21 protein-coding genes and 1 pseudogene are annotated in these 22,682 nt (G+C 64.4%); 11 read left to right on the plus strand and 11 right to left on the minus strand.

Annotated features, from left to right (window positions below):
• From HC022_RS01735 to HC022_RS01745, 3 genes and pseudogenes are all read right to left on the minus strand, one after another.
• Nucleotides 1-329 (minus strand): annotated as a pseudogene (locus HC022_RS01735) (DNA mismatch repair protein MutS); the annotation flags it as partial.
• The gene (locus HC022_RS01740; protein WP_167451103.1) at nucleotides 326-1,369 is read right to left on the minus strand and encodes a murein transglycosylase A; all 1,044 of its coding nucleotides are present in this window, start codon (nucleotides 1,367-1,369) and stop codon (nucleotides 326-328) included. The gene HC022_RS01740 and the pseudogene HC022_RS01735, both read right to left, overlap by 4 nt.
• Nucleotides 1,370-1,372: 3 nt before the next feature.
• Entirely contained in the window at nucleotides 1,373-2,032 is a 660-nt protein-coding gene (locus HC022_RS01745) for a Tim44/TimA family putative adaptor protein (protein ID WP_008887087.1), read from the minus strand.
• A 103-nt stretch (nucleotides 2,033-2,135) separates the two neighbouring features.
• On the opposite strand from HC022_RS01745, the gene HC022_RS01750 reads away from it, so the two are divergent.
• Complete coding sequence (locus HC022_RS01750; protein WP_089956381.1) at nucleotides 2,136-2,651, plus strand: FxsA family protein; 516 nt, start codon at nucleotides 2,136-2,138, stop codon at nucleotides 2,649-2,651.
• A gap of 58 nt (nucleotides 2,652-2,709) precedes the next feature.
• Nucleotides 2,710-3,219 carry a protein-export chaperone SecB gene (secB, locus tag HC022_RS01755; RefSeq protein ID WP_089956378.1) on the plus strand — a complete coding sequence of 170 codons (510 nt, stop codon included), beginning with the start codon at nucleotides 2,710-2,712 and terminating at the stop codon, nucleotides 3,217-3,219.
• A 4-nt stretch (nucleotides 3,220-3,223) separates the two neighbouring features.
• Here the strand turns inward: secB and dnaQ are convergent, their stop codons facing one another.
• From dnaQ to HC022_RS01775, 4 genes are read right to left on the minus strand one after another with little or no spacing between them, the layout of a single operon-like run.
• Entirely contained in the window at nucleotides 3,224-3,916 is a 693-nt protein-coding gene (dnaQ, locus tag HC022_RS01760; RefSeq protein ID WP_008886966.1) for a DNA polymerase III subunit epsilon, read from the minus strand.
• Nucleotides 3,909-4,499, minus strand: a complete 591-nt coding sequence (gene coaE / locus HC022_RS01765) for a dephospho-CoA kinase (protein WP_167451104.1) — start codon at nucleotides 4,497-4,499, stop codon at nucleotides 3,909-3,911. Before coaE ends, dnaQ begins: the two co-directional genes overlap by 8 nt.
• Nucleotides 4,496-5,329 (minus strand): shikimate dehydrogenase, encoded by an 834-nt coding sequence (locus HC022_RS01770; protein ID WP_089956368.1) that lies wholly within the window; start codon nucleotides 5,327-5,329, stop codon nucleotides 4,496-4,498. Before HC022_RS01770 ends, coaE begins: the two co-directional genes overlap by 4 nt.
• Entirely contained in the window at nucleotides 5,326-5,925 is a 600-nt protein-coding gene (locus tag HC022_RS01775) for a nucleoside triphosphate pyrophosphatase (RefSeq protein WP_167451105.1), read from the minus strand. Before HC022_RS01775 ends, HC022_RS01770 begins: the two co-directional genes overlap by 4 nt.
• Nucleotides 5,926-6,455: 530 nt before the next feature.
• Between HC022_RS01775 and rho the strand changes: the two genes are divergently transcribed.
• Genes rho through HC022_RS01805 form a run of 6 tightly spaced genes read left to right on the plus strand, consistent with a single transcriptional unit; the run spans nucleotide 6,456 to nucleotide 13,263 of the window.
• On the plus strand, nucleotides 6,456-7,727 hold the full coding sequence (rho, locus tag HC022_RS01780; protein ID WP_008887316.1) for a transcription termination factor Rho: 1,272 nt from the start codon (nucleotides 6,456-6,458) through the stop codon (nucleotides 7,725-7,727).
• 19 nt (nucleotides 7,728-7,746) lie between these two features.
• Entirely contained in the window at nucleotides 7,747-9,030 is a 1,284-nt protein-coding gene (mnmE, locus tag HC022_RS01785) for a tRNA uridine-5-carboxymethylaminomethyl(34) synthesis GTPase MnmE (protein ID WP_167451106.1), read from the plus strand.
• A 12-nt stretch (nucleotides 9,031-9,042) separates the two neighbouring features.
• A complete protein-coding gene (mnmG, locus tag HC022_RS01790) occupies nucleotides 9,043-10,911 on the plus strand; it encodes a tRNA uridine-5-carboxymethylaminomethyl(34) synthesis enzyme MnmG (RefSeq protein ID WP_167451107.1) in 1,869 nt (622 codons plus the stop codon).
• Nucleotides 10,908-11,531 carry a 16S rRNA (guanine(527)-N(7))-methyltransferase RsmG gene (gene rsmG / locus HC022_RS01795; protein WP_167451108.1) on the plus strand — a complete coding sequence of 208 codons (624 nt, stop codon included), beginning with the start codon at nucleotides 10,908-10,910 and terminating at the stop codon, nucleotides 11,529-11,531. The genes mnmG and rsmG overlap by 4 nt, the downstream gene beginning before the upstream one ends.
• Complete coding sequence (locus tag HC022_RS01800) at nucleotides 11,524-12,333, plus strand: ParA family protein (RefSeq protein WP_167451109.1); 810 nt, start codon at nucleotides 11,524-11,526, stop codon at nucleotides 12,331-12,333. Before rsmG ends, HC022_RS01800 begins: the two co-directional genes overlap by 8 nt.
• A 24-nt stretch (nucleotides 12,334-12,357) precedes the next feature.
• On the plus strand, nucleotides 12,358-13,263 hold the full coding sequence (locus HC022_RS01805) for a ParB/RepB/Spo0J family partition protein (protein ID WP_167451110.1): 906 nt from the start codon (nucleotides 12,358-12,360) through the stop codon (nucleotides 13,261-13,263).
• 48 nt (nucleotides 13,264-13,311) lie between these two features.
• Here HC022_RS01805 and hemW read toward each other — a convergent pair whose 3' ends face one another.
• Genes hemW through rph form a run of 3 tightly spaced genes read right to left on the minus strand, consistent with a single transcriptional unit; the run spans nucleotide 13,312 to nucleotide 15,777 of the window.
• On the minus strand, nucleotides 13,312-14,463 hold the full coding sequence (gene hemW, locus HC022_RS01810; RefSeq protein WP_167451111.1) for a radical SAM family heme chaperone HemW: 1,152 nt from the start codon (nucleotides 14,461-14,463) through the stop codon (nucleotides 13,312-13,314).
• Nucleotides 14,456-15,067, minus strand: a complete 612-nt coding sequence (rdgB, locus tag HC022_RS01815) for an RdgB/HAM1 family non-canonical purine NTP pyrophosphatase (protein WP_167451112.1) — start codon at nucleotides 15,065-15,067, stop codon at nucleotides 14,456-14,458. Before rdgB ends, hemW begins: the two co-directional genes overlap by 8 nt.
• Nucleotides 15,064-15,777 (minus strand): ribonuclease PH, encoded by a 714-nt coding sequence (gene rph, locus HC022_RS01820; protein WP_167451113.1) that lies wholly within the window; start codon nucleotides 15,775-15,777, stop codon nucleotides 15,064-15,066. Before rph ends, rdgB begins: the two co-directional genes overlap by 4 nt.
• A 115-nt stretch (nucleotides 15,778-15,892) precedes the next feature.
• Here rph and hrcA point away from each other — a divergent pair, with 115 nt between their 5' ends.
• Together hrcA and HC022_RS01830 are read left to right on the plus strand one after the other, a co-directional pair.
• Complete coding sequence (gene hrcA / locus HC022_RS01825) at nucleotides 15,893-16,957, plus strand: heat-inducible transcriptional repressor HrcA (RefSeq protein ID WP_008886507.1); 1,065 nt, start codon at nucleotides 15,893-15,895, stop codon at nucleotides 16,955-16,957.
• A gap of 9 nt (nucleotides 16,958-16,966) precedes the next feature.
• Complete coding sequence (locus HC022_RS01830) at nucleotides 16,967-17,524, plus strand: nucleotide exchange factor GrpE (protein WP_089956333.1); 558 nt, start codon at nucleotides 16,967-16,969, stop codon at nucleotides 17,522-17,524.
• A 119-nt stretch (nucleotides 17,525-17,643) separates the two neighbouring features.
• Here HC022_RS01830 and mutS read toward each other — a convergent pair whose 3' ends face one another.
• Nucleotides 17,644-20,286 carry a DNA mismatch repair protein MutS gene (gene mutS / locus HC022_RS01835; protein ID WP_167451114.1) on the minus strand — a complete coding sequence of 881 codons (2,643 nt, stop codon included), beginning with the start codon at nucleotides 20,284-20,286 and terminating at the stop codon, nucleotides 17,644-17,646.
• Between the two features lie 133 nt (nucleotides 20,287-20,419).
• Between mutS and HC022_RS01840 the strand changes: the two genes are divergently transcribed.
• Nucleotides 20,420-22,675 carry an NADP-dependent malic enzyme gene (locus HC022_RS01840; RefSeq protein ID WP_167451115.1) on the plus strand — a complete coding sequence of 752 codons (2,256 nt, stop codon included), beginning with the start codon at nucleotides 20,420-20,422 and terminating at the stop codon, nucleotides 22,673-22,675.
• Nucleotides 22,676-22,682: the final 7 nt, after the last annotated feature.

A 22,682-nucleotide genomic window follows, 5' to 3' on the forward strand; every position in this document is an offset into this window, starting at 1 on the left:
GTCATGCCGTGCAGGTCGAGCCGCGCCTCGGGCACCAGCTTGCCGCGCTTCATCCGGGTAAATGCCTTGGAGTCCATCCGCACTGGTTCGCGCGAAAGCCGGTCCGAGGTGGTACCGAGGTAGTCGTAATGCTCGGGCGACGCGGGCGCGGAGCTGCCCATCGAGAAGGGCGGAAGGGGATCGCGCGGCGGCGGCAGCGGCTTGCGCGGCTTGGCCGAGGGGTCGACCGCGGGCTTCGGCTTGGCCGGAGCGCCAGGGAGCCGCGTCGCGGTCTTCGCGACCTGTTGCCAGAGTTCGAGCTCTTCCGGCCGGAGACGGCGCTTGCTCATAGGACCGATTCCGGCAGCAGCGCATAGGCGCGCTGGATCGGCAGCAGCACGAGCAGCCGCCCCGTGTCCTTGATCTCGCCCGCCCGCTGCCCGGCGGTGTCGCCGGTCCCAAAGAAGATGTCGGCGCGCTGTGCGCCCTTGATGGCCGACCCCGTATCCTGCGCAATCGTCAGGCGACGCATCGGCTCGGCGCCGTCCTTCTCGATCCAGACCGGCGCGCCGAGCGGGGTGAAGGCCGGGTCGACCGCGATCGAACGCATCGGCGTGATCGAGCGGTTCATCGCACCAAGCGGGCCACGGTCGGCCGGAACCTCGTTCACCTCGCGGAAGAACACGTAGGAGTCGTTGTGATAAAGCAGCTCCTCGCCTTCGAGCGGGTTGGTGCGCACCCAATCCTTGATGCGCTCGGCCGAAACCTGGTGCGCTTCGAAGGTGCCACGACGCACCAGTTCCTGCCCGATGGAGTTGTAGGGCTGGCCATTAGCGCCACCGTATCCCACACGCAGATGCCGGCCATCCGGCAGACGGATACGGCCAGATCCTTGAATTTGCAGGAAGAAAAGCTCCACCGGATCATCGACCCAGGCGATCTCGAGATCGCGGCCCTCCATCACCCCCGAGGTCAGGATCTCGCGCCGGGTGAGCCACGGTCGGGTCTCGTTGGCTTCCACCGGCATCCGGTAGATCGGGTAGCGAAACTGCTGCGAGGGCACTTCCGAGCCGTCGAGCTCAGGCTCGAAATAGCCGGTGAAGAGACCGTCCTGACCATCGCTGATCAGGACGGGACGGAAGAAAAGTTCGAAGAAATCGCGGGCGTCGTCTGTTTCACGTGCAACAGCGCAGAGGCTTGTCCAGTCCGGCGCGTTCATGTCGCCACAGGTCTCGGCGAACACCTTCAGCGCCGCGGCGTGATCGTCCTCGGCCCAGCCGTCGAGATCGGCAAAGTCGAGGATCTCGTATGTGGTCTCGGTTTCCGCCGCGCTCATGGTGCCTGCCATCGCCATGCCTGCCACAAGCGCAGCACGGATCGCCCGCCACATCGTTTATTCGTCGGTTGCGACCAGCTGCCAGTTCGGATCGTCGGTGCCCATGTTGCGGGCATAGGTCCAGACATCCTTCTGACGCTTCACCGTCCGGGGGTTGCCCTCGACGATCTCGCCAGCGGCATTTTTCACCACCGAGGTCAACTCGCCCACGTATTTCACCGTGATCTCGGCCAGCTGCCGCGTCTCGTCGAAGCTTGCGTCCACGAGGCTCAGCTCGCGCACGCCGACGAACTCGGCCTCGACGGTCAGCCCCTGCTGGCCACGCTGTTCGATGACATCCGAGAATGTCTCGTAGATCTCGTCCGACAGGAACGGTTTCAGATCCTCGATCTCGCCATTGTCGAAGCCCATGAGGATCATCTCGTAGGCGCCGCGCGCGCCCGAGAGGAACTCGGTCACGTTGAACGATGGCTCGATGCGCTTCATCTTCGCAAGGGCCTCGGCGGCGGGGCTGTTCTCGGGGACGTGGTCGGTGATGTCGTGGTCTGGGCCGCCTTCGATCACCTCGAAGTCGCGCTTGCGGTCATCCCGCTTCGCCGGGGCCGGAGCCTCAGGTTTCTCGAACCCGTCTCGCGTCCCCAGAACGCTGCGCAACCGCAGGATCAGGAAAATTGCGATCCCGGCAAGGACCAGAAGCTGGACGATCGGCGTGTTCATCGGCACCTCATGCGCGCAAACGTGGAACTTTCTGTGTTCCATCCCTATGTAGGTGCTGGGTTCCGGCAAGTCTACCGGGGCTCGGACGCAAGGGAGACCCGACATGTGGCTTTTTCTGGCATTTCTCATGGTGCCTCTCATCGAGATCGGCCTGTTCATCCAGGTCGGAGGGCTGATCGGGCTCTGGCCGACGCTCGCCATCGTGATCCTGACGGCAATACTGGGAACCGCGCTGGTCCGCTCGCAGGGGATCAAGGCGCTTGGGGATGTGCAGGGCTCGTTTTCGCGGCTGGAGGATCCGACCACGCCGCTGGCGCATGGCGCGATGATCCTTCTCGCCGGTGCGCTGCTGCTGACGCCGGGCTTTTTCACCGACGCCATGGGCTTTGCGCTGCTGGCGCCGCCGGTGCGGCTGGCCGTGATGCGCTACGTCTCGAAACGGGTCACCGTGTCGCGCTTCGAGATGGGCGGGCGCACCGCGCCGGGACCGGCACCGCGGCATGACATGCGCCACGATCCGCGCCCGGCAGCGCCGGGCGAGGTGATCGAGGGCGAATTCACCGAGGTTCCGCAGGGGAAGAAGCCCAATCATCCGGGATCTGGCTGGACGAAGCATTGAGGCGTCCGCGACTGGCTGCTATGGCAAGGCAGACCCTGTCCGAGGAGTGAGAGACACCATGGAAGAGATCCAGGAAAACGGCGCTGCGGCAAGCGCGGCACCGGCCCCCGTCAAGATGAACGTGCTGGCACAATTCGTGCGCGACCTGTCCTTCGAGAACATCCTGTCGCAGAAGGGCACCGCGGGCGAGGTTCAGCCCGACGTTCAGGTTCAGGTCAACCTCGACGCCAAGAAGCGCACAGCCGAGCACCAGTACGAAGTGGTGATGAAGCTGAAGGTCGAGTCGAAGTCCAAGGGCTCGGACACCACGCTGTTCCTGCTCGAGATGGACTACGCCGGCGTCTTCCACATCGAGAACGTCCCCGAAGACCAGCTGCACCCGTTCCTGCTGATCGAATGCCCGCGGATGCTGTTCCCTTTCGCGCGCCGCATCGTCTCGGACGTGACCCGCGACGGTGGCTTCCCGCCGCTGAACCTCGAGATGATCGATTTCGTCGCGCTCTATCGCAACGAGCTGGCCCGCCGCGCCCAGGCGCAGGCCGCCGGATCGCAGCGGCTCGACGCCTGATCCTTCAGCCGCGCGTCCAGAGCGCGTTGGCCCCGAGCTTTTCGACAAAGGCGGCGTGAGCCGCCTTTTCTTCCTCGCTGAGCCGCGACGGCAGGGCAACGGCGCGTCGCTGCGGCCGCCAGTCGCCGGCACTGGCGGAGTCGGCCCCTGATTTCTGCCCCGCCGGGGTCAGAACGAGGTCCGGCTGCTTGCCACCGATCAGTTCCAGGTAAACGTCGGCGAGGATTTCGCTGTCGAGAAGCGCGCCGTGCAGGGTCCGCGACGAGTTGTCGATTCCGAAACGGCGGCAAAGCGCGTCGAGCGAGGCCGGCGAGCCCGGAAACTTGCGCCGCGCGATCTCGAGCGTGTCGATGGCGCAGTCGCGGGGCAGCTGAGGGCGCTTCGACCAGCGCAATTCGGCGTTCAGGAACTTCACGTCGAAGGCCGCATTGTGGATCACCAGCTTCGCATCGCCGATGAATTCGAGGAAATCGTCGACGATCTGCGCGAACAGCGGCTTGTCGCGCAGGAAATCGTCGCCCAGCCCGTGAACCTCGAAGGCTTCGTTCGGCATCGAGCGTTCGGGATTGATGTACTGGTGATAGGTCTTGCCGGTGGGAACGTGATTGTAGAGCTCGACGGCGCCGATTTCCACGATCCTGTCCCCGGTCTCGGGCTCGAAGCCCGTGGTTTCCGTATCGAGCACGATCTCACGCATGCCGCCGCCTTTCTATCTCCGTCATAACCTTCTGCACCTGTGCCTGCGCATGCTCAAGCGTGTCGGTGACGATCACGAAATCCGCGCGGGCGCATTTCTCTTCGTTGGGCATCTGCCGGGCGAGGATCCGGTCGAGGTCCTCCGCGCTCATCGTTCCGCGCGCCAGAACGCGCTCGCGCTGGAGTTCCGCTGGAATGGTGACACATGCCACGGCGTCCATCTCGGCCTCGGATCCGGTCTCGAAGAGCAAAGGAATGTCGAAAACCACGACACGATCGGGGTTCGCAGCGGCAAAATCGGATCGATCTGCGCGCACGAGCGGGTGAACGATGGCCTCGATGGCGCGTAGCGCGTCGGGATCGGAGGCGATGATCTCGCGCAGACGGTCACGCGAGACGGCAGCATTCTCGATTGCGGCCGGAAATCGCGCCCGCATCGGCGCCACAGCGGCACCGCCGGGCGCGTAGAGCCGGTGAACGGCCGCATCCGCGTCCCAGACCGCGCAGCCCGCGTCGGAGAAGAACCCAGCGGTCGTGGACTTTCCCATGCCGATGGAGCCGGTGAGCCCGAGCCGGAAGCTCATCCGAGGATGGCCGCGCGGGTGGACTCGTCGACCTCGGGTCGCTGGCCGAACCAGCGCTCGAAGCCGGGCACCGCCTGGTGGATCAGCATGCCGAGCCCGTCCACGCAGGTGCAGCCCTGTTCCTCGGCGACGCGCAGCAATCTTGTCTGCAGCGGCGTGTAAACGAGGTCGGTCACCACGGTTCCCGGCTTCAATCCGTCGAGCGGCACGCGCAGCTCAGCCCTTCCAACCATCCCGAGCGAGGTCGAATTCACCACCAGCGCCGCATCTTCCATGACATTTCCCGCGTGGACCCACTCCACGACGCGCAAACGCGAGCCGAAGTCCTCGCGCAGCTTCTCCGCACGCATCCGCGTGCGGTTCGAGATGAGAATTTCCGGCACACCGGCCTCGAGCAGCGAGGCAACGACGGCACGCGCAGCGCCGCCGGCGCCCAGAAGCACGGCGGGACCGGCTGTCGGGTCCCAATCGGGCGCGCCCTGGCGAAGATTTTCGAGAAATCCGTAGCCGTCGGTGTTGTCAGCGTGAATCCGGCCGTCCTTGCGAAAGATGATCGTGTTCGCGGCACCGATCAGCGTCGCCCGGTCGGAGACCAGATCGGCGATCTCCATCACCTTTTCCTTGTAGGGAATGGTGACGTTCACGCCGACGAACCCGAGATCGGGCATCGTGCGCATGGCCGTCTCGAGCTTTTCGGGCGCGATGTCCATCGGCACATAGAAGCCTGCGAGCCCGTATTGGCGCAGCCAGTGGCCGTGCAGCCGGGGCGACCGCGAATGCGCGACGGGGGATCCGATCACGCCGGCAAGGGGAATACGGTGGTCTGTCATGCGGGAATGATCCTCCGGGCCGACAGGAAGGCAAGAAGTTCGAGCAGCGGCAGCCCGAGGACGGTGAAATGGTCGCCCTCGACGCGTCCGAACAGCCGCACACCCTCTTCCTCGAGCTTGTAGCCGCCCACCGAGTGGCGAATGCTCTCCCAGTTTCGGGCGATATAGTCGTCGAGATAGGCGTCAGAGACATCGCGCATGTGCATTCTCGCCACGCCGACGTGCCGCCAGAGCGGTTCTCCGCCCTGGTAGATCACCGCACCGGAGTAAAGATGGTGCCGTTGACCGCGCAAACGGACGAGCTGAGCGCACGCTTCGGCCGGATTTTGCGGTTTCGCGAAGATTTCGTCGCCGAGCGCGAGGATCTGATCGCATCCAAGGACGAAATCCTGGGGATTTTTCTGCGAAACACGGCGCGCTTTGTACTCCGCGAGCGCGTCGGCGAGGTCCCGAGGGCTCGCACCCTCGTCCTCAAGGGCCGCTCTGATGGAGGATTCGTCGACTCGGGCGGGCTCGATTCGGTGCGGAACGGCCGCATTCCGGAGCATCTGGGCGCGAATTTCGGATCCGGACGCGAGGATGAGCCCCGTCTGCATGTGGAAAAACCTGTCGAAAGCTGTGTGGTTTCGTCAGGGGATGGTTCTGAGGAAAATCCACGCGACATGCAAGCCGGGGGACAAATGCCGAGTTTGCACGATGAGTCGGTGTGAGTCCTCCGCCTGTGGGAAGGGATAACACGTCGCTGGGGACGGCTTGCCTTGAGCACAGCTTGTCCTTGAGTTTTCCCACATGCAGATATGCAGCCGAACTGCCTGTTTTTCGCAGAAATTACGCGTTTCTGAAGAAACTGCAATCTTGCGCTCCACAAAGTTTTCCACAGGCTGTGAAACCCGGGACAAGGCGCGCATAAGCAAATAATCCACCGCGCGACGGAGGGCCTAGATCAACATCTTCCTATTCTATCTTTCTTTTAAAATTATGAATCCTTCCCTCCGCGCACCGATCTTCGAGAATGATTGACTCGACGGGCCGGGATGATTACTTCCATCTCCGACGCCCGTCCGGGTGTGTCGTTTTCCCAAAGACTGCCAGATACGGGGCCGAGCATCGGTCCAAAGGAGTCATGATGAGCGAAGAAAAGCTCAACCTCGCCGACCTGAAGGCCAAGAGCCCCAAAGACCTGCTCTCGATGGCTGAGGAGCTCGAGATCGAGAACGCCTCGACCATGCGCAAGGGCGAGATGATGTTCCAGATCCTTCGCGAGCGGGCGGATGAGGACTGGCAGATCTTCGGTGACGGCGTTCTCGAGGTGCTCCAGGACGGTTTCGGCTTCCTGCGCTCGCCGGAAGCCAACTATCTTCCCGGTCCCGACGACATTTACGTCTCTCCGGAGATGATCCGGAAGTACTCGCTGCGCACCGGCGACACCGTCGAGGGCGAGATCCGCGCGCCCGATGGCGAGGAACGCTATTTCGCGCTGGTCGATGTCACCAAGATCAACTTCGAGGATCCCGATCGGGCGCGTCACAAGATCGCCTTCGACAACCTCACGCCGCTCTATCCCGACGAGCGGCTGAAGATGGAGATCGAAGATCCGACCATCAAGGACCGCTCCGCTCGGATCATCGACCTGGTCGCGCCGATCGGGAAGGGGCAGCGTTCGCTCATCGTGGCGCCGCCGCGGACCGGTAAGACGGTTCTGCTGCAGAATATCGCCGCCTCGATCGAAAAGAACCACCCGGAGTGCTACCTCATCGTCCTGCTGATCGACGAACGGCCGGAAGAGGTCACGGACATGCAGCGGTCGGTGAAGGGCGAGGTGATCTCGTCGACCTTCGACGAACCGGCCACACGGCACGTTGCCGTCTCGGAAATGGTCATCGAAAAGGCCAAGCGGCTTGTTGAGCACAAGCGAGATGTTGTGATCCTGCTCGACTCGATCACAAGACTTGGTCGTGCGTTCAACACTGTGGTGCCGTCTTCGGGCAAGGTTCTGACCGGTGGTGTGGACGCAAACGCTCTGCAGCGGCCGAAGCGGTTCTTCGGGGCTGCGCGGAACATCGAGGAAGGCGGGTCGCTGACCATCATCGCAACCGCGCTGATCGACACCGGCAGCCGGATGGACGAGGTGATTTTCGAGGAATTCAAGGGCACCGGCAACTCCGAGATCGTGCTCGACCGCAAGGTGGCCGACAAGCGCGTGTTCCCTGCGATGGACATCCTCAAGTCGGGCACCCGGAAGGAAGATCTCCTGGTCGACAAGACCGACCTGCAGAAGACGTTCGTGCTGCGCCGGATCCTCAACCCCATGGGCACCACAGATGCCATCGAGTTCCTGATCTCGAAACTGAAGCAGACCAAGACGAACTCGGAATTTTTCGACTCCATGAACAGCTAGGACCCGCCGGGAGGCAGGCTTGGACACCATTTTCGCCCTCGCAAGCGCGCCGGGAAAGGCCGGCGTGGCAGTCATTCGCGTTTCCGGGCCGTTGGCGTGGGAGGCCGGGGTGCGTCTTGCGGGATCCTTGCCAGAGCCACGGCGGACGGCGGTGCGTGTTCTTCGGGACCGGCAGGGTGGTGTGCTCGACGAAGCGCTCGTCCTGGCGTTTCCGGACGGCGCGAGTTTCACCGGCGAGCGAGTGGTGGAGTTCCAGATCCACGGAAGTCAGGCCATCCTGAGGGCGGTTCTGCGGGAGCTCGATGCCGTCGACGGGCTCCGGATGGCTGAGCCGGGCGAGTTCACCCGGCGAGCGCTCGAGAATGACCGACTTGATCTGACCCAGGTCGAGGCCCTGGCGGATCTTATCGAGTCCGAAACCGAGAGCCAGCGGGTTCAGGCGCTTCGGGTGTTTTCCGGAGCGCTCGGTCAGAAGGTCGATGGTTGGCGACGTGATCTGATCCAGGCCGCGTCGCTGCTCGAGGTTACCATCGACTTCGCCGACGAGGAGGTGCCAGTCGATGTCTCTGATGACGTCTCCGATTTTCTGGACCGGGTGACCTCGGCACTCGAGGCAGAGCTGCGCGGGATGGATGCGGCGGAGCGGATCCGCAGCGGGTTCGAAGTTGCCATCGTCGGTGCTCCGAATGTCGGTAAATCAAGTCTTCTCAATGCTTTGGCAGGACGAGATGCCGCCATTACCTCCGAAATTGCGGGCACCACGCGGGACGTGATCGAGGTTCGGATGGAGATCGCGGGCCTTCCGGTGACGCTACTGGACACGGCGGGGTTGCGCGAGACGCAGGATCCGGTCGAAAAGATCGGCATCGCGCGGGCGCTTGATCGGGCGCGGACGTCGGATCTGCGCGTGATCCTTATCGATGATCGCGGGTTGCCTGAGATTACACCTGTCGCGGGCGACATCGTGGTCGGTTCAAAAGCGGATTTGACCGGCCATGCGAACGGGCTTTCGGCGGTGACGGGGCAGGGTGTCGATCGGCTGGTGCGGGAAATCGGCGAGCGCCTTTCAGAGCGGGTGCAATCCGCCGGGCTTGCGACGCGCGAACGGCACCGAGTGGCCTTTGAACAAGGCAAGACTTCGCTTGGTGCGGCGAAGGACCTGCTCACACGTGGTCCTGATTGCTATGATCTTGCGGCGGAGGAAATCCGCTCTGCGATTCGAAGCCTGGAGCTGTTGATCGGGCGTGTGGATGTCGAAAATCTTCTGGACGAAATCTTCTCGAGTTTCTGTCTTGGCAAGTGAGGAGTGTTTCACGTGAAACATCGCGATTTCGATGTGGTCGTCGTGGGGGGCGGTCATGCGGGTGCAGACGCGGCGGCCGCTTCTGCGCGCAAGGGCGCCAAAACGGCGCTCGTCACGCTCACCGAGGCCGGAATCGGGGTGATGTCCTGCAATCCGGCCATCGGTGGACTGGGGAAGGGACACCTCGTCCGCGAGATCGACGCGATGGATGGCGTGATGGGTCGGGTTGCGGACCGGGCTGGCATCCAGTTCCGTCTTCTCAACCGGCGCAAAGGGCCAGCAGTGCAGGGACCGCGGGCCCAGGCTGATCGCAAGATCTACCGCGAAACCATGCAGCGAGAGATGTGCGGGACACCCAACTTGACCGTCGTCGAGGGTGAGGTCGTCGATCTTCTGCTAAACTGCCGAACGGTCGGCGGTGTCGTTCTGGACGATGGCAGCGAGCTCAAGGCATCGGCTGTGGTGCTGACGACCGGGACATTCCTGCGCGGTGTAATCCATATTGGTGACAAGTCCCGTCCCGGCGGACGGATGGGGGACAGGCCTTCCGTTCGCCTTGCCGAGCGGATCGACGAGCTTGGGCTCGAGTTGGGCCGTCTGAAGACTGGGACGCCACCGAGGCTCGACGGTCGGACAATCGCTTGGGATCAGCTCGAAGAACAGCCGGGAGATGAAGATCCGGTGCTGTTCTCTTTCCTGTCAGAGGCGCCTTACGCCCGTCAGGTCAGTTGCGGCATCACGCACACCAATGAGCGGACGCACGAGATCATTCGTGAAAACCTCGACCGGTCTGCGATGTATGGCGGACATATCGAAGGCATCGGCCCGCGCTATTGCCCGTCGATCGAGGACAAGGTCGTGCGGTTTTCCGACAAGTTATCGCACCAGATTTTCCTTGAACCTGAAGGACTTGATGACCACACGATTTATCCGAACGGGATTTCGACCTCGCTCCCGGAAGACGTTCAGGTTGACTATGTCCGCTCGATCTTTGGCCTCGAGAATGCAGTGATCCTGCAGCCGGGCTACGCCATCGAGTATGATTTCGTCGATCCACGCTCACTTGATCTTCGTCTTGCTGTCCGAAATGTCTCTGGTCTCTTCCTCGCAGGCCAGATCAACGGCACGACCGGCTATGAAGAAGCCGCGGCGCAGGGCCTGGTCGCAGGTCTGAATGCCGCTGCCGAGGCGCTTGGTCGGGATCCGGTGCAGTTCGGGCGCTCGGACTCCTATATCGGCGTCATGGTCGACGACCTCACGTCCCGCGGTGTGACCGAGCCGTACCGCATGTTCACCTCGCGCGCCGAGTTCCGGCTTTCACTGCGCGCGGACAACGCCGATCAGAGGCTGACTCCTAAGGCCATTGAGCTTGGCTGCCTGTCCGACCAGCGACGTGCGAGCTTCGAACGCAAGATGGAACGACTCACTCAGGGCAGACAGATGCTGGAGACGCGCCACTTCGCGCCGCGTTCTCTTGTGGATATGGGTCTGCAGGTTGCGCCCGATGGGCAGAAGCGAAATGGGTTTCAGCTTCTGGCCTTCCCTGACGTGACCATGTCGACGCTTGTGAGCGGCGAACCGTCGTTCTCGGAGATTGATCCGGAAATTGCGCTTCAGCTCGAACGCGATGCGCTCTACGCGAACTACATCGAACGCCAAAAGCGCGACGTAGAAGCGCTGCGACGCGACGAGGCCATGGTCATCCCGCGCGACTTCGATTTTGCGGCGATCGAGGGCCTCTCGAACGAACTCAAACACAAACTATCGCTCGCGCGGCCAGAAAATCTTGCTCAAGCGGGGAAGGTTGACGGTATGACCCCCGCGGCGCTCTCCCTTCTGTTGCTTAGGCTGCGGCGCCATGGCCAGGTAAAGTCGGCATGACCCTGTTGGACGCCCGGCTCCCCGGGCTTGATGTTTCACGTGAAACACAGGAAAAACTCGACCACCTCGTTGCCCTCCTCGCCAAGTGGTCCCCGCGCATCAATCTCGTCTCTCGAACCACGCTGAAGGACAGCTGGACGCGCCATATCCTGGATTCGGCGCAGGTTTTCAGCGTTCCCGAGGTCCATTCCGGACACTGGGCCGACTTCGGATCCGGCGGAGGTTTTCCTGGCCTCGTCGTGGCAATCCTCGCGCAGGAGCTGGCGCCGGACCTCAAGGTTACCCTGGTCGAAAGCGACCAGCGGAAGTCCGTTTTTCTTCGTACCGCTCTGCGCGAAACCAAAGTCGACGCACAGATCCTGAGCGAGCGCATCGAAAAGGTCTCGCCACTTCAGGCCGACGTAATAAGCGCCCGCGCGCTCGCGGATCTTACGGTTCTGCTGGCGTTTGCGGATCGGCACATGTCCAAAACCGGGCGTGCGGTCTTCCTTAAAGGCGCAAACTGGAAAAAAGAGCTCGAAGCCGCGCGGGAATCGTGGAAGTTCGACTGCGCCGAGCGTAAGAGTATCACAGATCCCAACGCAGTCGTCCTGAGCATCGGAGCCCTGACTCATGTCTGACCTGTCGCGCCCCAGCGGCCCCAAGATCATTGCCATTGCGAACCAGAAGGGCGGGGTGGGAAAAACCACAACAACCATCAATCTCGGGGCGGCGCTCGCGGAAAAAGGTCTGAAAGTTCTCGTTGTGGACCTCGATCCACAGGGAAACTCGTCGACCGGGCTCGGGATCGAACCCGATGACCGGCAGTTCACCACTTACGAGTTGCTGCTCGAGGACGCGACGCTCGACGAGATCATCCAAAAAACCGATCAGGAGAATCTTTTCCTGATCCCCGCTACGGTCGATCTGAGCTCTGCAGACGTCGAGCTTGTCGCCAACGAGAAGCGTAGTTTCCTGCTTCGTGACGCGCTGCGGCAGTCCGGGATGGCTCAATATGGATACGATTACATCCTGATCGACTGCCCTCCGTCGCTGAACTTGCTGACCGTCAACGCGATGGTCGCGGCGCATTCGGTGCTCGTGCCGCTTCAGAGCGAATTTTTCGCGCTCGAGGGCCTTTCGCAGCTCATGCTCACCATTCGCGAAGTCCGCCAAAGCGCCAATACCGGCCTGAGGATCGAAGGCGTGGTGCTCACCATGTACGATTCCCGCAACAATCTCTCCCGCCAGGTTGAAGATGACGCGCGCGCTAACCTCGGCGAACTCGTGTTCTCGACGGTGATCCCGCGCAACGTGCGCGTGAGCGAGGCGCCGTCCTTCGCCATGCCTGTGCTGACATACGACGGGCAGTCCAAGGGAGCGCTGGCGTACCGCGCGCTGGCAGAGGAACTCCTGCGCAAGAACGCCAAGATGGCGGCCTGATAAACACAAGAAGAAAGAGCAGATATGGCAGACAAGAAGGAACAACGCCGGGGCCTCGGACGCGGACTCTCCGCGCTGATGTCGGACGTCGATCTCGTACCGGCGCAGGAAGTTGACCAGACGACGCCGAGGTCGCCGGATCGTCTCGTTCCGATCGAGTCGATCGTTCCGAACAAGGACCAGCCGCGTCGCACCTTCACCGAAGACCACCTGCGCGAGCTTTCCGAGTCGATCCGCGCCAAGGGTATTCTGCAGCCGATTATCGTCCGTCCCGCGCCCGGCTCCGAAGGCCAGTTCGAGATCGTCGCTGGCGAACGCCGCTGGCGCGCCGCGCAGCTCGCTCAGCTCCATGAAGTTCCGGTGCTTGTCCGCGATCTGGACGATCAGGAAACGCTGGAAATCGCGATCATCGAAAACATCCAGCGCGCTGACCTGAACGCCATCGAAGAGGCGGCGGGCTACAAGCAGCTGATGTTTCGCTTCGGCCACACGCAGGAGAAGATCGCCGAGGCGCTTGGAAAGAGCCGGAGCCACATAGCCAACCTTCTCCGGCTTCTGAACCTTCCCGAAGGCGTGCAGGAGCATGTGCGGAACGGCGAACTCAGCGCCGGCCATGCCCGTACGCTGGTCACGGCCCGCGATCCAGAGACCATGGCGCACCAAATCATGGATAAGAAGCTCTCGGTTCGGCAGGCTGAGGCTCTGTTGCGTGCCGAAAGCCAGCCGCCGCGGCAACGTCCGGATCCTTCATCCTACCCGATGGAGAAGGATGCGGATACGCGCGCGCTCGAGGGCGATCTCTCGGCCGCGGTCGGCATGAAGGTCAGCATCTCGAACAAGCCCGGGGCAGAATCCGGCACGCTGACGATTTCCTACAACAATTTCGAGCAGCTCGACGCGCTCTGCATGATCCTCAGCGCCGCGCGCTGATCGCATCTTTGGCGCGGGGGTGACCCCGCGCCCAGCAGCAGCGAAAAATCAGAGCAGTTCGGACGTCAAAGAGTTCAGCACCATGCGTCCTTGAAGCGTGGCACCAAATCGTGTGGCATCGCGCCAGATGAGCCCCAGATCCTGAAACTTCTCGAGCGGCATCTCCTCGAAACGGGTCCCGCCGATCTCGCGGGCGCGATCCAGATCTAGGCCCTCGGACAGCCTCATCCCCATCATGATGTATTCTGCCCATACATCTCCACCAGTCAGAGGCAAGAGGCTCTCATCGCCGCTCCCAGCTTCGGCAGCCGCGATCCACGGACCCGGAAGTCTCCGCGCGACGCTCGCATGACGGACACCGTTCAGCGTCACCCGGCCATGCGCGCCCGGACCGATCCCGACGTAGTCGCCACCGCGCCAATAGACGAGGTTGTGGCGCGACATCGCGCCCGGTTGGGCATGGTTAGAGACTTCATAGGCCTCGAACCCGGCGGCACCGCAGATTTCCTGCGTCGCAAGATACATGTCCGCGCCCAGATCCTCATCCGGCAAACCCTTCAACCCGCCCGCCTGTGCACGCTCCCAGAAGGCGGTGCCTTCCTCGATGGTCAGCTGGTAAAGCGACAGGTGATCCCCGGCGAGGTCCAGCGCCTCGCGCAGTTCGGTCTCCCAGGCGGCCAGCGACTGACCCTGCCGGCCGTAGATCAGGTCGAAACTGACCCGCGAGAACGTCGAACGCGCGATATCGAGCGCAGACAGAGCCTCATCGACCCCGTGCAACCGGCCGAGCCGGCGGAGATCGTCGGCCCGCAGGGCCTGCACGCCAAGCGACACGCGATTCACGCCGACGCCGGCAAACCCCTCGAACTTGCGGATCTCGACGGAGCGCGGATTGGCCTCGAGCGTGATTTCGATGTCGTTGGCCCAGGCCCAGTGATCGCGTGAGGCGCGCAGCACCGCGCCGACGGTTTCAGGCTGCATCAGAGACGGTGTGCCGCCCCCGAAATAGATCGAGCGCAGCATCCGTCCTTCGGTGAGCGCGCCGTAGCGTGCGAGCTCGCGCACCAGAGCCTCGGCCCAGCGGGCTTGATCCACATGGGCCGTGACGTGGCTGTTGAAATCGCAATAGGGACACTTGGCCTCACAGAAGGGCCAGTGCACATAGAGGCCGAAGCCTCCGTCGCGCCAGGTCTCAGGCAAAACAGCCCTTCACGAACTTGGCGAACGCGTCCGCGCGGTGGCTGATCCGGTTCTTCTCCCAGCGGTCCATCTCGCCGAAGGTGATGTCGTAGCCCTGCGGCTGGAACACCGGGTCGTAGCCGTGCCCCTGATCGCCGCGCATCGGCCAGACCACCTGGCCCTCCATGACGCCCGGGAAAACCTCGTCATGGCCGTCGGGCCAGGCGAGCACCAGCGTGCAGCAGAAGCGCGCGGTCCAGGGCTGCGCCGCGCCCGAGGCCAGAATCTCGTCATGCGCACGGGTCATCGCAATGACGAAGTCGCGGCCATTGCCGGTTTCGGCCCAATCGGCGGTGTAGACACCGGGCGCGCCGCCAAGCGCGTCGATCGCGATGCCGCTGTCGTCGGACAGGGCAGGGAGACCGGTCGCCTGTGCCGCCGCATGCGCCTTGATGCGGGCGTTCTCGACAAAGGTGGTGCCGGTTTCTTCCGGCTCCGGCAGACCCAGCTCGGCATTGCCGACCACGCTCACGCCGAAGGGCTTGAGCAGATCGGTGATCTCGTCGAGCTTGCCCTGGTTGTGGGTGGCGACCAGAAGCCGGTCGCCCTCGAACTTGCGGATCATGCCACTGCGGCCTTCTGTGCCTCGACAAGCTGCGCCACGCCCTTTTCAGCGAGGTCCATGAGCTCGCTCATCTGCGCCCGCGAGAAGGTCGCGCCCTCGGCCGACATCTGCACTTCGATGAGCTGGCCGTCGCCGCGCAGGATGAAGTTGCCGTCGACGCCGGCTTCGCTGTCCTCGGGGTAGTCGAGGTCGAGGATGGGCTGGCCCGCATAGATGCCGCAGCTCACAGCCGCGACCGGCGAGACCAGCGGATCGGTCTTCACGTCGCCGGCCTTCATCAGCTTGCTGACCGCGAGCCGCAGCGCGACCCAGCCGCCGGTGATCGAGGCACAGCGGGTGCCGCCATCGGCCTGGATCACGTCGCAGTCGATGGTGATCTGGCGTTCGCCGAGTGCCACGCGGTCGACACCTGCGCGCAGCGAGCGGCCGATCAGGCGCTGGATCTCGACGGTGCGTCCACCCTGCTTGCCCGAGGTCGCCTCACGGCGCATGCGCGAGCCGGTGGAGCGCGGCAGCATGCCGTATTCCGCGGTGACCCAGCCCAGACCCGACCCCTTGATGAAGGGCGGCACACGCTCTTCAAGCGAGGCGGTGCAGATGACCTGGGTGTCGCCCACCTTGATCAGGCACGAGCCCTCTGCATGTTTCGTGATCCCCGTCTCGATTGAAACGGTGCGCATTTCGCTTAAATGTCGTCCTGACGGTCTCATCGGCGCCCCTTTCTCGGTTGCGTCCGGGATAATGGTGCCTCGCAATCCCCGCAACCCCGATTGACGGCGCCATGGAGCCACCGTTTTATGACCGCAGGACGCGGAGAGGCGACGAATGAAAGAAGGCAGCAGACTGCTCGACGAGATGAACGACCGCTCGCGCGAGGTCTTTCGCAAGGTTGTCGAAAGTTACCTCGAATTCGGCGACCCGGTCGGGTCGCGCACGCTTACCCGGTCGCTCAGCGAAAAGGTCTCCGCTGCGACCATCCGCAACGTGATGCAGGATCTCGAGTTCCTCGGGCTTCTCGACAGCCCGCATGTGAGCGCGGGACGGATTCCCACCCAGCTTGGGCTGCGGATGTTCGTCGACGGGCTGCTCGAGGTGCGCGATCTCGACCATACCGACCGCGAGAAGCTGGATGCGACGCTCGGCAGCGGGGCCGATGACGTGGGCGGCGTGCTTGACCGTGTGGGGGCGGCGCTCTCGGGCGTGACCCATGGCGCGTCTCTGGTGCTGACGCCGAAGCACGAGGCGCCGATCAAGCACATCGAGTTCGTGAGCCTCGGCCACGACCGCGCGCTGGTGGTGCTGGTCTTCGGGGACGGCCACGTCGAGAACCGTCTCTTCACGCCGCCGCCGGGTCAGACCCCGAGCTCGATGCGCGAGGCGGCGAATTTCCTGAATGCATTGATCGGGGGGCGTACGCTGGCCGAACTGCGCCGCATCATGGCCGACGAGATCGCCCGGCGCCGGCAGGAAATCGACACGCTTGCGGCGGATCTGATCGAGGCCGGGCTGGCGAGCTGGGAGGGGCAGGGCGACACTTCGGCGCGTCTCATCGTGCGCGGCAGGGCGAATCTTCTGGGCACCGAGGCCGAGACCGATGAGCTCGGTCGCATTCGCACGCTCTTCGACGACCTCGAGCGCAAGCGGGACATTGCCGAATTTCTGGAGCTGGCCGAAGCGGGCGACGGTGTGCGCATTTTTATCGGTTCGGAGAACAAACTTTTCTCACTTTCGGGTTCCTCTCTGGTGGTCTCTCCATATATGAACGCGGATCGAAAGATCATCGGCGCGGTGGGTGTGATTGGGCCCACGCGTCTAAACTACGGCCGGATCGTCCCAATCGTGGACTACACGGCGCAGCTGGTCGGCAAGCTGATTGCCGAACGGAGCTAGAGGTGAAGAATGGCAGACCCGAAAGACGACGAGTTTCTCGACGATATCGAAGCCGCCGAGGCGGAGGCCATGGCGGATGACGCCGAAGAGATCGACAGCGCAGAGGCAGAGCTCGACGCCCTGCGCGCCGAGCGCGACCAGTTCAAGGACCGCTTCATGCGGGCGCTGGCGGATGCCGAGAACGCCCGCAAGCGGGCCGACAAGGATCGCCGCGAAGCGCAGCAGTATGGCGGCACGCGGCTCGCGCGTGACCTGCTGCCGGTCTACGACAACATGCAGCGGGCGCTGAGCGTGGCGCGCGAGGAGAAGGCTGGCGATGCGCTGATCGAAGGCGTCGAGCTGACGCTGCGCGAGCTTCTCAACGTGTTCTCGAAGCACGGCATGACAGCCATCAAGCCCGAGGTCGGCGACAAGTTCGACCCGCAGCAGCACGAGGCGATGTTCGAGGCGCCGGTGCCTGGCACCCGTGCCGGCGAGATCATCCAGGTCTCGGCCGAGGGCTTCATGCTTTACGACCGCCTGCTGCGTCCGGCTCAGGTCGGTGTGAGCTCGATGCCCGCAAGCTGAAGATTCGGGGAAGAGAGGGGGGCGCTGCCCCCTCGGCACGTTTCGCGCCTCACCCACGGAGTTTACCTGGCAAGATGAAGATCGGAAGAGGGCGGTCCCGAGGTGGGGCCGCCCTCTTGCTATTCCGTCAGCAGCGTCTTGAGCTCGTAGAGAGCCTGAAGCGCCTCGCGAGGGGACATGTCGTCGGGCAGGATGCTCGCCAGCCGTTCCTCGACGGGCGAGGGGCCGGCGGCGGGTTTCGGGGCCGGCGGTGCGACGGCGGCGGCCGAGAAGAGTGGCAGGTCGTCGATGAGCGCTTTGGGGGCGGCGCGCTCTCGTTCGCCCTGTTCCAGCGCGTCGAGGATGGTGCGGGCGCGGTCGGTCACGGCCTTGGGCAGGCCTGCGAGTTGCGCCACCTGCACCCCGTAGGAGCGGTCGGCGGCGCCGTCGCGCACCTCGTGCAGGAAGATGACCTCGCCGTCCCATTCCTTGACCGCGACGGTGGCGTTCTTCACGCCCTCGAGTTTGCCGGCGAGCACCGTGAGCTCGTGGTAGTGCGTGGCGAAGAGGCCGCGCACCCGGTTGACCCCGTGCAGGTGTTCGAGCGTCGCCCAGGCGATGGAGAGCCCGTCGTAGGTCGCGGTGCCGCGACCGATCTCGTCGAGGATCACCAGCGCCCGGTCGTCGGCCTGGTTGAGGATGGCGGCGGTCTCGACCATCTCGACCATGAAGGTCGAACGCCCGCGGGCGAGGTCGTCCGAAGCGCCGACGCGGCTGAAGATCTGGCTGATCAGACCCACATGGGCGCGTTTCGCCGGGACGTAGGAGCCCATCTGGGCCAGCAGCGCGATCAGCGCGTTCTGGCGCAGGAAGGTCGACTTACCGGCCATGTTGGGACCCGTGAGCAGGGTGACCGACGCGGCCTCGCCCTCGGCGGTGAGGCCGCAGTCGTTGGCGATGAAGGGCCCGGCTCCCTGGGCCTGCAACGCGCGCTCGACCACCGGGTGGCGGCCGCCCAGGATGTCGAAGGCGCGGCTCTCGTCCACCTGCGGGCGGCACCAGTCCTGCGCGCGGGCGAGATCGGCCAGACCAAGCGCCAGGTCGAACTCCGACAGCGCCAGGCCGGTCTCGGAGAGCTGCGCCGCCTGCGCGAGAATGGCCTCTCTCAGGCTGGAATAGAGCCGCTTTTCGATCTCGAGCGCCTCGTTCCCGGCATTCAGGATGCGGGTCTCGAGCTCGGTCAGCTCGACGGTGGTGAAGCGCACCTGGTTTGCGGTGGTCTGGCGGTGGATGAAGGTCTCGTTGAGTGGCGCCGACATCATCTTCTCGGCGTGGGTCGCGGTGGTCTCGATGAAGTAGCCCAGCACGTTGTTGTGCTTGATCTTCAGCGAGCTCACCCCGGCCTGTTCCGCGTATTGCGCCTGCATCGCCGCGACCACGCTACGGCCCTCATCGCGCAGCTTTCGGGCCTCGTCGAGGCCCTCGTCGTAGCCGGGTGCGATGAAACCGCCGTCCCGCGCCAGTAGCGGCGGCTCGGCGATCAGCGCGGCGTCGAGCAGGGCCAGCAGGTCGTCATGGCCGTGCAGCGCGGTGCGGGCCTCGGCCAGCATGTCGGGCAGGTCGGCCTCGCCAAGGGCCAGCGCGATCTCCTCGGCCTGTTCCAGCGCATTGCGGACAGAGGCGAGGTCGCGCGGGCCGCCGCGGTCGAGTCCGAGCCGGGACAGCGCACGGTCGAGGTCGGGGACTTTGCGCAGCTTGTCGCGCAGGGCGGCGCCGAGTGCGCTGTCCATGGCCCAGTCGATGGCCTCGAGCCTGCGGCCGATCACCGCGAGGTCGCGGGCAGGGGATGAGACGCGCCGTTCGAGCAGCCGCGCGCCGCCTGGCGTCACCGTGCGGTCGATCACCGAGAGCAGCGAGCCCTGACGGCCGCCGTTCATGGAATGGGTCAGTTCCAGATTGCGCCGGGTCGCCGCGTCGATCTGCAGCAGCCGCGAGATCGCGTCGCGCTGCGGGGCGCGCAAGAGTGGTAGCCGACCCTTCTGGGTGATGTCGAGGTAGTCGACCAGCGCGCCCATCGCCGCGAGCTCGGCGCGGCTGAAGCTTCCGAAGCCTGCCAGCGTCTGCACCCCGTAGAGCGTGCAGAGCCGTGTCTCGGCGCCGCTGGAATCGAAGGAGGCGCGGCCCAGCACCGTGGGGTAGATCCCGAGATCGCCCAGCACCGGCCGCAGTTCCCCGTCGACCGTGTCCGAGACGAGCAGCTCGGAGGGCGCAAGCCGCGCCAGCTCGGCACCGATGCGGGCCTGTGCCAGCGGCATCACGTGGAACGCGCCGGTCGAGATGTCGGCCCATGCCAGGGCCCAGTCGTCTCTGACCCTGCCCAAAGCGACCAGGAAATTGTGCCGGCGCGCCTCGAGCAGCGACTCTTCGGTCAGCGTCCCTGGGGTCACCAGCCGCACCACTTCGCGCCGTACGACGGACTTGGCGCCGCGCTTCTTGGCCTCGGCCGGGCTTTCCATCTGCTCGCAGACGGCGACGCGGAACCCCTTGCGGATCAGCGTCAGGAGATAGCCCTCGGCCGCATGTACCGGCACGCCGCACATGGGGATGTCGTCGCCCGCGTGCTTGCCGCGCTTGGTGAGCGCGATGTCCAGTGCTTCTGCCGCCGCCGCCGCGTCGTCGAAGAAAAGTTCGTAGAAATCGCCCATCCGGTAGAACAGCAGGGCGTCGGGATACTCTGCCTTGATCTCCAGATATTGCGCCATCATCGGCGTGACTGCCGTCATTCCGTCCCCCGCCTGTCGGTTCGGGCCAGACATAACAAAGCCCCCTCCCTGCGCGAAAGGCGAAAACGGCGCTGTTGAGCGAAGGTTTACCCTGCGCTAAGAGCTACGACGCCCAAGCGTTGGAGAGGAAGTCATGGCCAAGATCAAGTTCACCCGGGAAGAGGCGCTCGCCTTCCATCTCGAACCAACCCCAGGCAAGTGGGAGGTGCAGGCCACCGTCCCCATGACGACGCAACGCGATCTGAGCCTCGCCTACTCTCCCGGCGTCGCGATCCCCTGCGAGGACATCGCCGCCAACCCCGAGCTGGCCTATGATTACACCAACAAGGGTAACCTCGTCGCGGTGATCTCGAACGGCACCGCGGTGCTCGGTCTCGGCAACCTTGGAGCGCTCGGCTCGAAGCCGGTGATGGAGGGCAAGTCGGTGCTCTTCAAGCGCTTCGCCGACGTCAACTCGATCGACATCGAGCTCGACACCGAGGACCCCGAGGAATTCATCAAGGCGGTGCGGCTGATGGCGCCGACCTTCGGCGGCATCAACCTCGAGGACATCAAGGCGCCCGAGTGTTTCATCATCGAGCAGCGCCTCAAGGAAGAGTGCGACATCCCGGTGTTCCACGACGACCAGCACGGCACCGCGGTGATCTGTGCGGCGGGCCTGATCAACGCGCTGCACCTGAGCGGCAAGAAGATCGAGGACGTCAAGATCGTGCTGAACGGCGCCGGTGCGGCGGGCATCGCCTGCCTCGAGCTGATCAAGGCGATGGGTGCGAAGCACGACAACTGCATCATGTGCGATACCAAGGGCGTGATCTACCAGGGCCGCACCGAGGGTATGAACCAGTGGAAATCGGCGCACGCGGCGGTGACCGACGCGCGCACGCTCGAGGATGCCATGAAGGACGCCGACGTCTTCCTCGGCGTCTCGGCCAAGGGCGCGGTGACGCAGGACATGGTCCGCAGCATGGCCGAGAACCCGGTGATCTTCGCCATGGCGAACCCCGACCCCGAGATCACCCCGGAAGAGGCCCACGAGGTGCGTCCCGACGCCATCGTCGCCACCGGACGCAGCGACTATCCGAACCAGGTGAACAACGTTCTCGGCTTCCCCTACCTGTTCCGCGGCGCGCTCGACATCCACGCCCGCGCCATCAACGACGAGATGAAGATCGCCTGTGCCGAGGCGCTGGCGGCCATCGCGCGCGAGGATGTGCCGGACGAGGTCGGGCTGGCCTATGGCAAGCAGCTGGCCTTCGGGCGCGACTACATCATCCCGACGCCCTTCGATCCGCGCCTCATCCACCGCATTCCGCCCGCGGTGGCGAAGGCGGGCATGGACACCGGCGCGGCGCGGCGGCCGATCATCGACATGGAGGCCTATGAAGAGACGCTTCGGGGCCGCATGGACTCGACCGCGCCGATCCTCCGCAGCATCAACAACCGCGCGCGCCAGGCGCAGGCCCGGATGATCTTCGCCGAGGGCGACGACCCGCGCGTGCTGCGCGCCGCGGTCATGTACCAGCGCAACGGGCTCGGAAAAGCGCTGGTCGTCGGCCGTGAAGATGACGTGCGCAAGAAGCTCGAGGAAGCCGGTCTCGGCGACGCGGTGCGCGAGCTCGAGGTGGTGAACGCGGGCAACACACCGCATCTCGAGACCTACAAGGACTTCCTCTACAAGCGGCTGCAACGCCGGGGACGGGATCTCAAGGACATCCACCGTCTCGCCGCCCGCGACCGCCACGTCTTTGCCTCGCTGATGCTGGCGCATGGCCATGCCGAGGGTCTGGTGACCGGTGCGACCCGCAAGTCGGCGCATGTGCTCGAGCGCATCAACACAGTCTTCGACGCTGACGCCCAGCACGGCGCGGTGGGCGTGACGGCGCTGCTGCTCAAGGGGCGGATCGTGCTGATCTCGGATACGCTGGTGCACGAGTGGCCCGAGTCCCACGATCTCGCCACCATCGCCGAGCGCGCCGCCGGCGTGGCGCGGCATCTGGGCATGGAGCCCCGCGTCGCCTTCGTTTCGTTCTCGACCTTCGGCTACCCGGTCTCGGAGCGGGCGCAGAAGATGCACATGGCGCCGCAGGTGCTGGACGAGCGCGGCGTCGATTTCGAGTACGAGGGCGAGATGACCGTCGATGTGGCGCTCAACGCCAAGGCGCAGGAGGCCTACCCGTTCCAGCGTCTCACCGGCCCGGCAAACATCCTCGTCGTTCCGGCCCGGCACTCGGCCTCGATCTCGGTCAAGCTGATGCAGGAGATGGCAGGTGCCACGGTGATCGGCCCGATCCTCGCGGGGATCGACCAGTCGATCCAGATCTGCTCGACGAACATGACGGCGAATGACATCCTGAACATGGCGGTGCTCGCGGCCTGCAAGGTGGGCTGAACGCGTC

This window comes from Salipiger sp. HF18 (genome assembly GCF_011806505.1).
In the GTDB taxonomy this organism is placed as follows: Bacteria; Pseudomonadota; Alphaproteobacteria; order Rhodobacterales; family Rhodobacteraceae; genus Salipiger; species Salipiger thiooxidans.

What these genes read in the sequence shown, in the direction of transcription:
- secB (WP_089956378.1), top strand. Translation starts at nt 2,710, where the DNA reads ATGGAAGAGATCCAGGAAAACGGCGCTGCGGCAAGCGCGGCACCGGCC.
- HC022_RS01830 (WP_089956333.1), top strand. Translation starts at nt 16,967, where the DNA reads ATGGCAGACCCGAAAGACGACGAGTTTCTCGACGATATCGAAGCCGCC.
- HC022_RS01740 (WP_167451103.1), bottom strand. Translation starts at nt 1,369, where the DNA reads ATGTGGCGGGCGATCCGTGCTGCGCTTGTGGCAGGCATGGCGATGGCA.
- rho (WP_008887316.1), top strand. Translation starts at nt 6,456, where the DNA reads ATGAGCGAAGAAAAGCTCAACCTCGCCGACCTGAAGGCCAAGAGCCCC.
- dnaQ (WP_008886966.1), bottom strand. Translation starts at nt 3,916, where the DNA reads ATGCGTGAGATCGTGCTCGATACGGAAACCACGGGCTTCGAGCCCGAG.
- HC022_RS01775 (WP_167451105.1), bottom strand. Translation starts at nt 5,925, where the DNA reads ATGCAGACGGGGCTCATCCTCGCGTCCGGATCCGAAATTCGCGCCCAG.
- hrcA (WP_008886507.1), top strand. Translation starts at nt 15,893, where the DNA reads ATGAAAGAAGGCAGCAGACTGCTCGACGAGATGAACGACCGCTCGCGC.
- HC022_RS01745 (WP_008887087.1), bottom strand. Translation starts at nt 2,032, where the DNA reads ATGAACACGCCGATCGTCCAGCTTCTGGTCCTTGCCGGGATCGCAATT.
- HC022_RS01770 (WP_089956368.1), bottom strand. Translation starts at nt 5,329, where the DNA reads ATGACAGACCACCGTATTCCCCTTGCCGGCGTGATCGGATCCCCCGTC.
- HC022_RS01800 (WP_167451109.1), top strand. Translation starts at nt 11,524, where the DNA reads ATGTCTGACCTGTCGCGCCCCAGCGGCCCCAAGATCATTGCCATTGCG.
- rph (WP_167451113.1), bottom strand. Translation starts at nt 15,777, where the DNA reads ATGAGACCGTCAGGACGACATTTAAGCGAAATGCGCACCGTTTCAATC.
- rsmG (WP_167451108.1), top strand. Translation starts at nt 10,908, where the DNA reads ATGACCCTGTTGGACGCCCGGCTCCCCGGGCTTGATGTTTCACGTGAA.
- HC022_RS01840 (WP_167451115.1), top strand. Translation starts at nt 20,420, where the DNA reads ATGGCCAAGATCAAGTTCACCCGGGAAGAGGCGCTCGCCTTCCATCTC.
- mutS (WP_167451114.1), bottom strand. Translation starts at nt 20,286, where the DNA reads ATGACGGCAGTCACGCCGATGATGGCGCAATATCTGGAGATCAAGGCA.
- HC022_RS01805 (WP_167451110.1), top strand. Translation starts at nt 12,358, where the DNA reads ATGGCAGACAAGAAGGAACAACGCCGGGGCCTCGGACGCGGACTCTCC.
- HC022_RS01750 (WP_089956381.1), top strand. Translation starts at nt 2,136, where the DNA reads ATGTGGCTTTTTCTGGCATTTCTCATGGTGCCTCTCATCGAGATCGGC.
- coaE (WP_167451104.1), bottom strand. Translation starts at nt 4,499, where the DNA reads ATGAGCTTCCGGCTCGGGCTCACCGGCTCCATCGGCATGGGAAAGTCC.
- rdgB (WP_167451112.1), bottom strand. Translation starts at nt 15,067, where the DNA reads ATGATCCGCAAGTTCGAGGGCGACCGGCTTCTGGTCGCCACCCACAAC.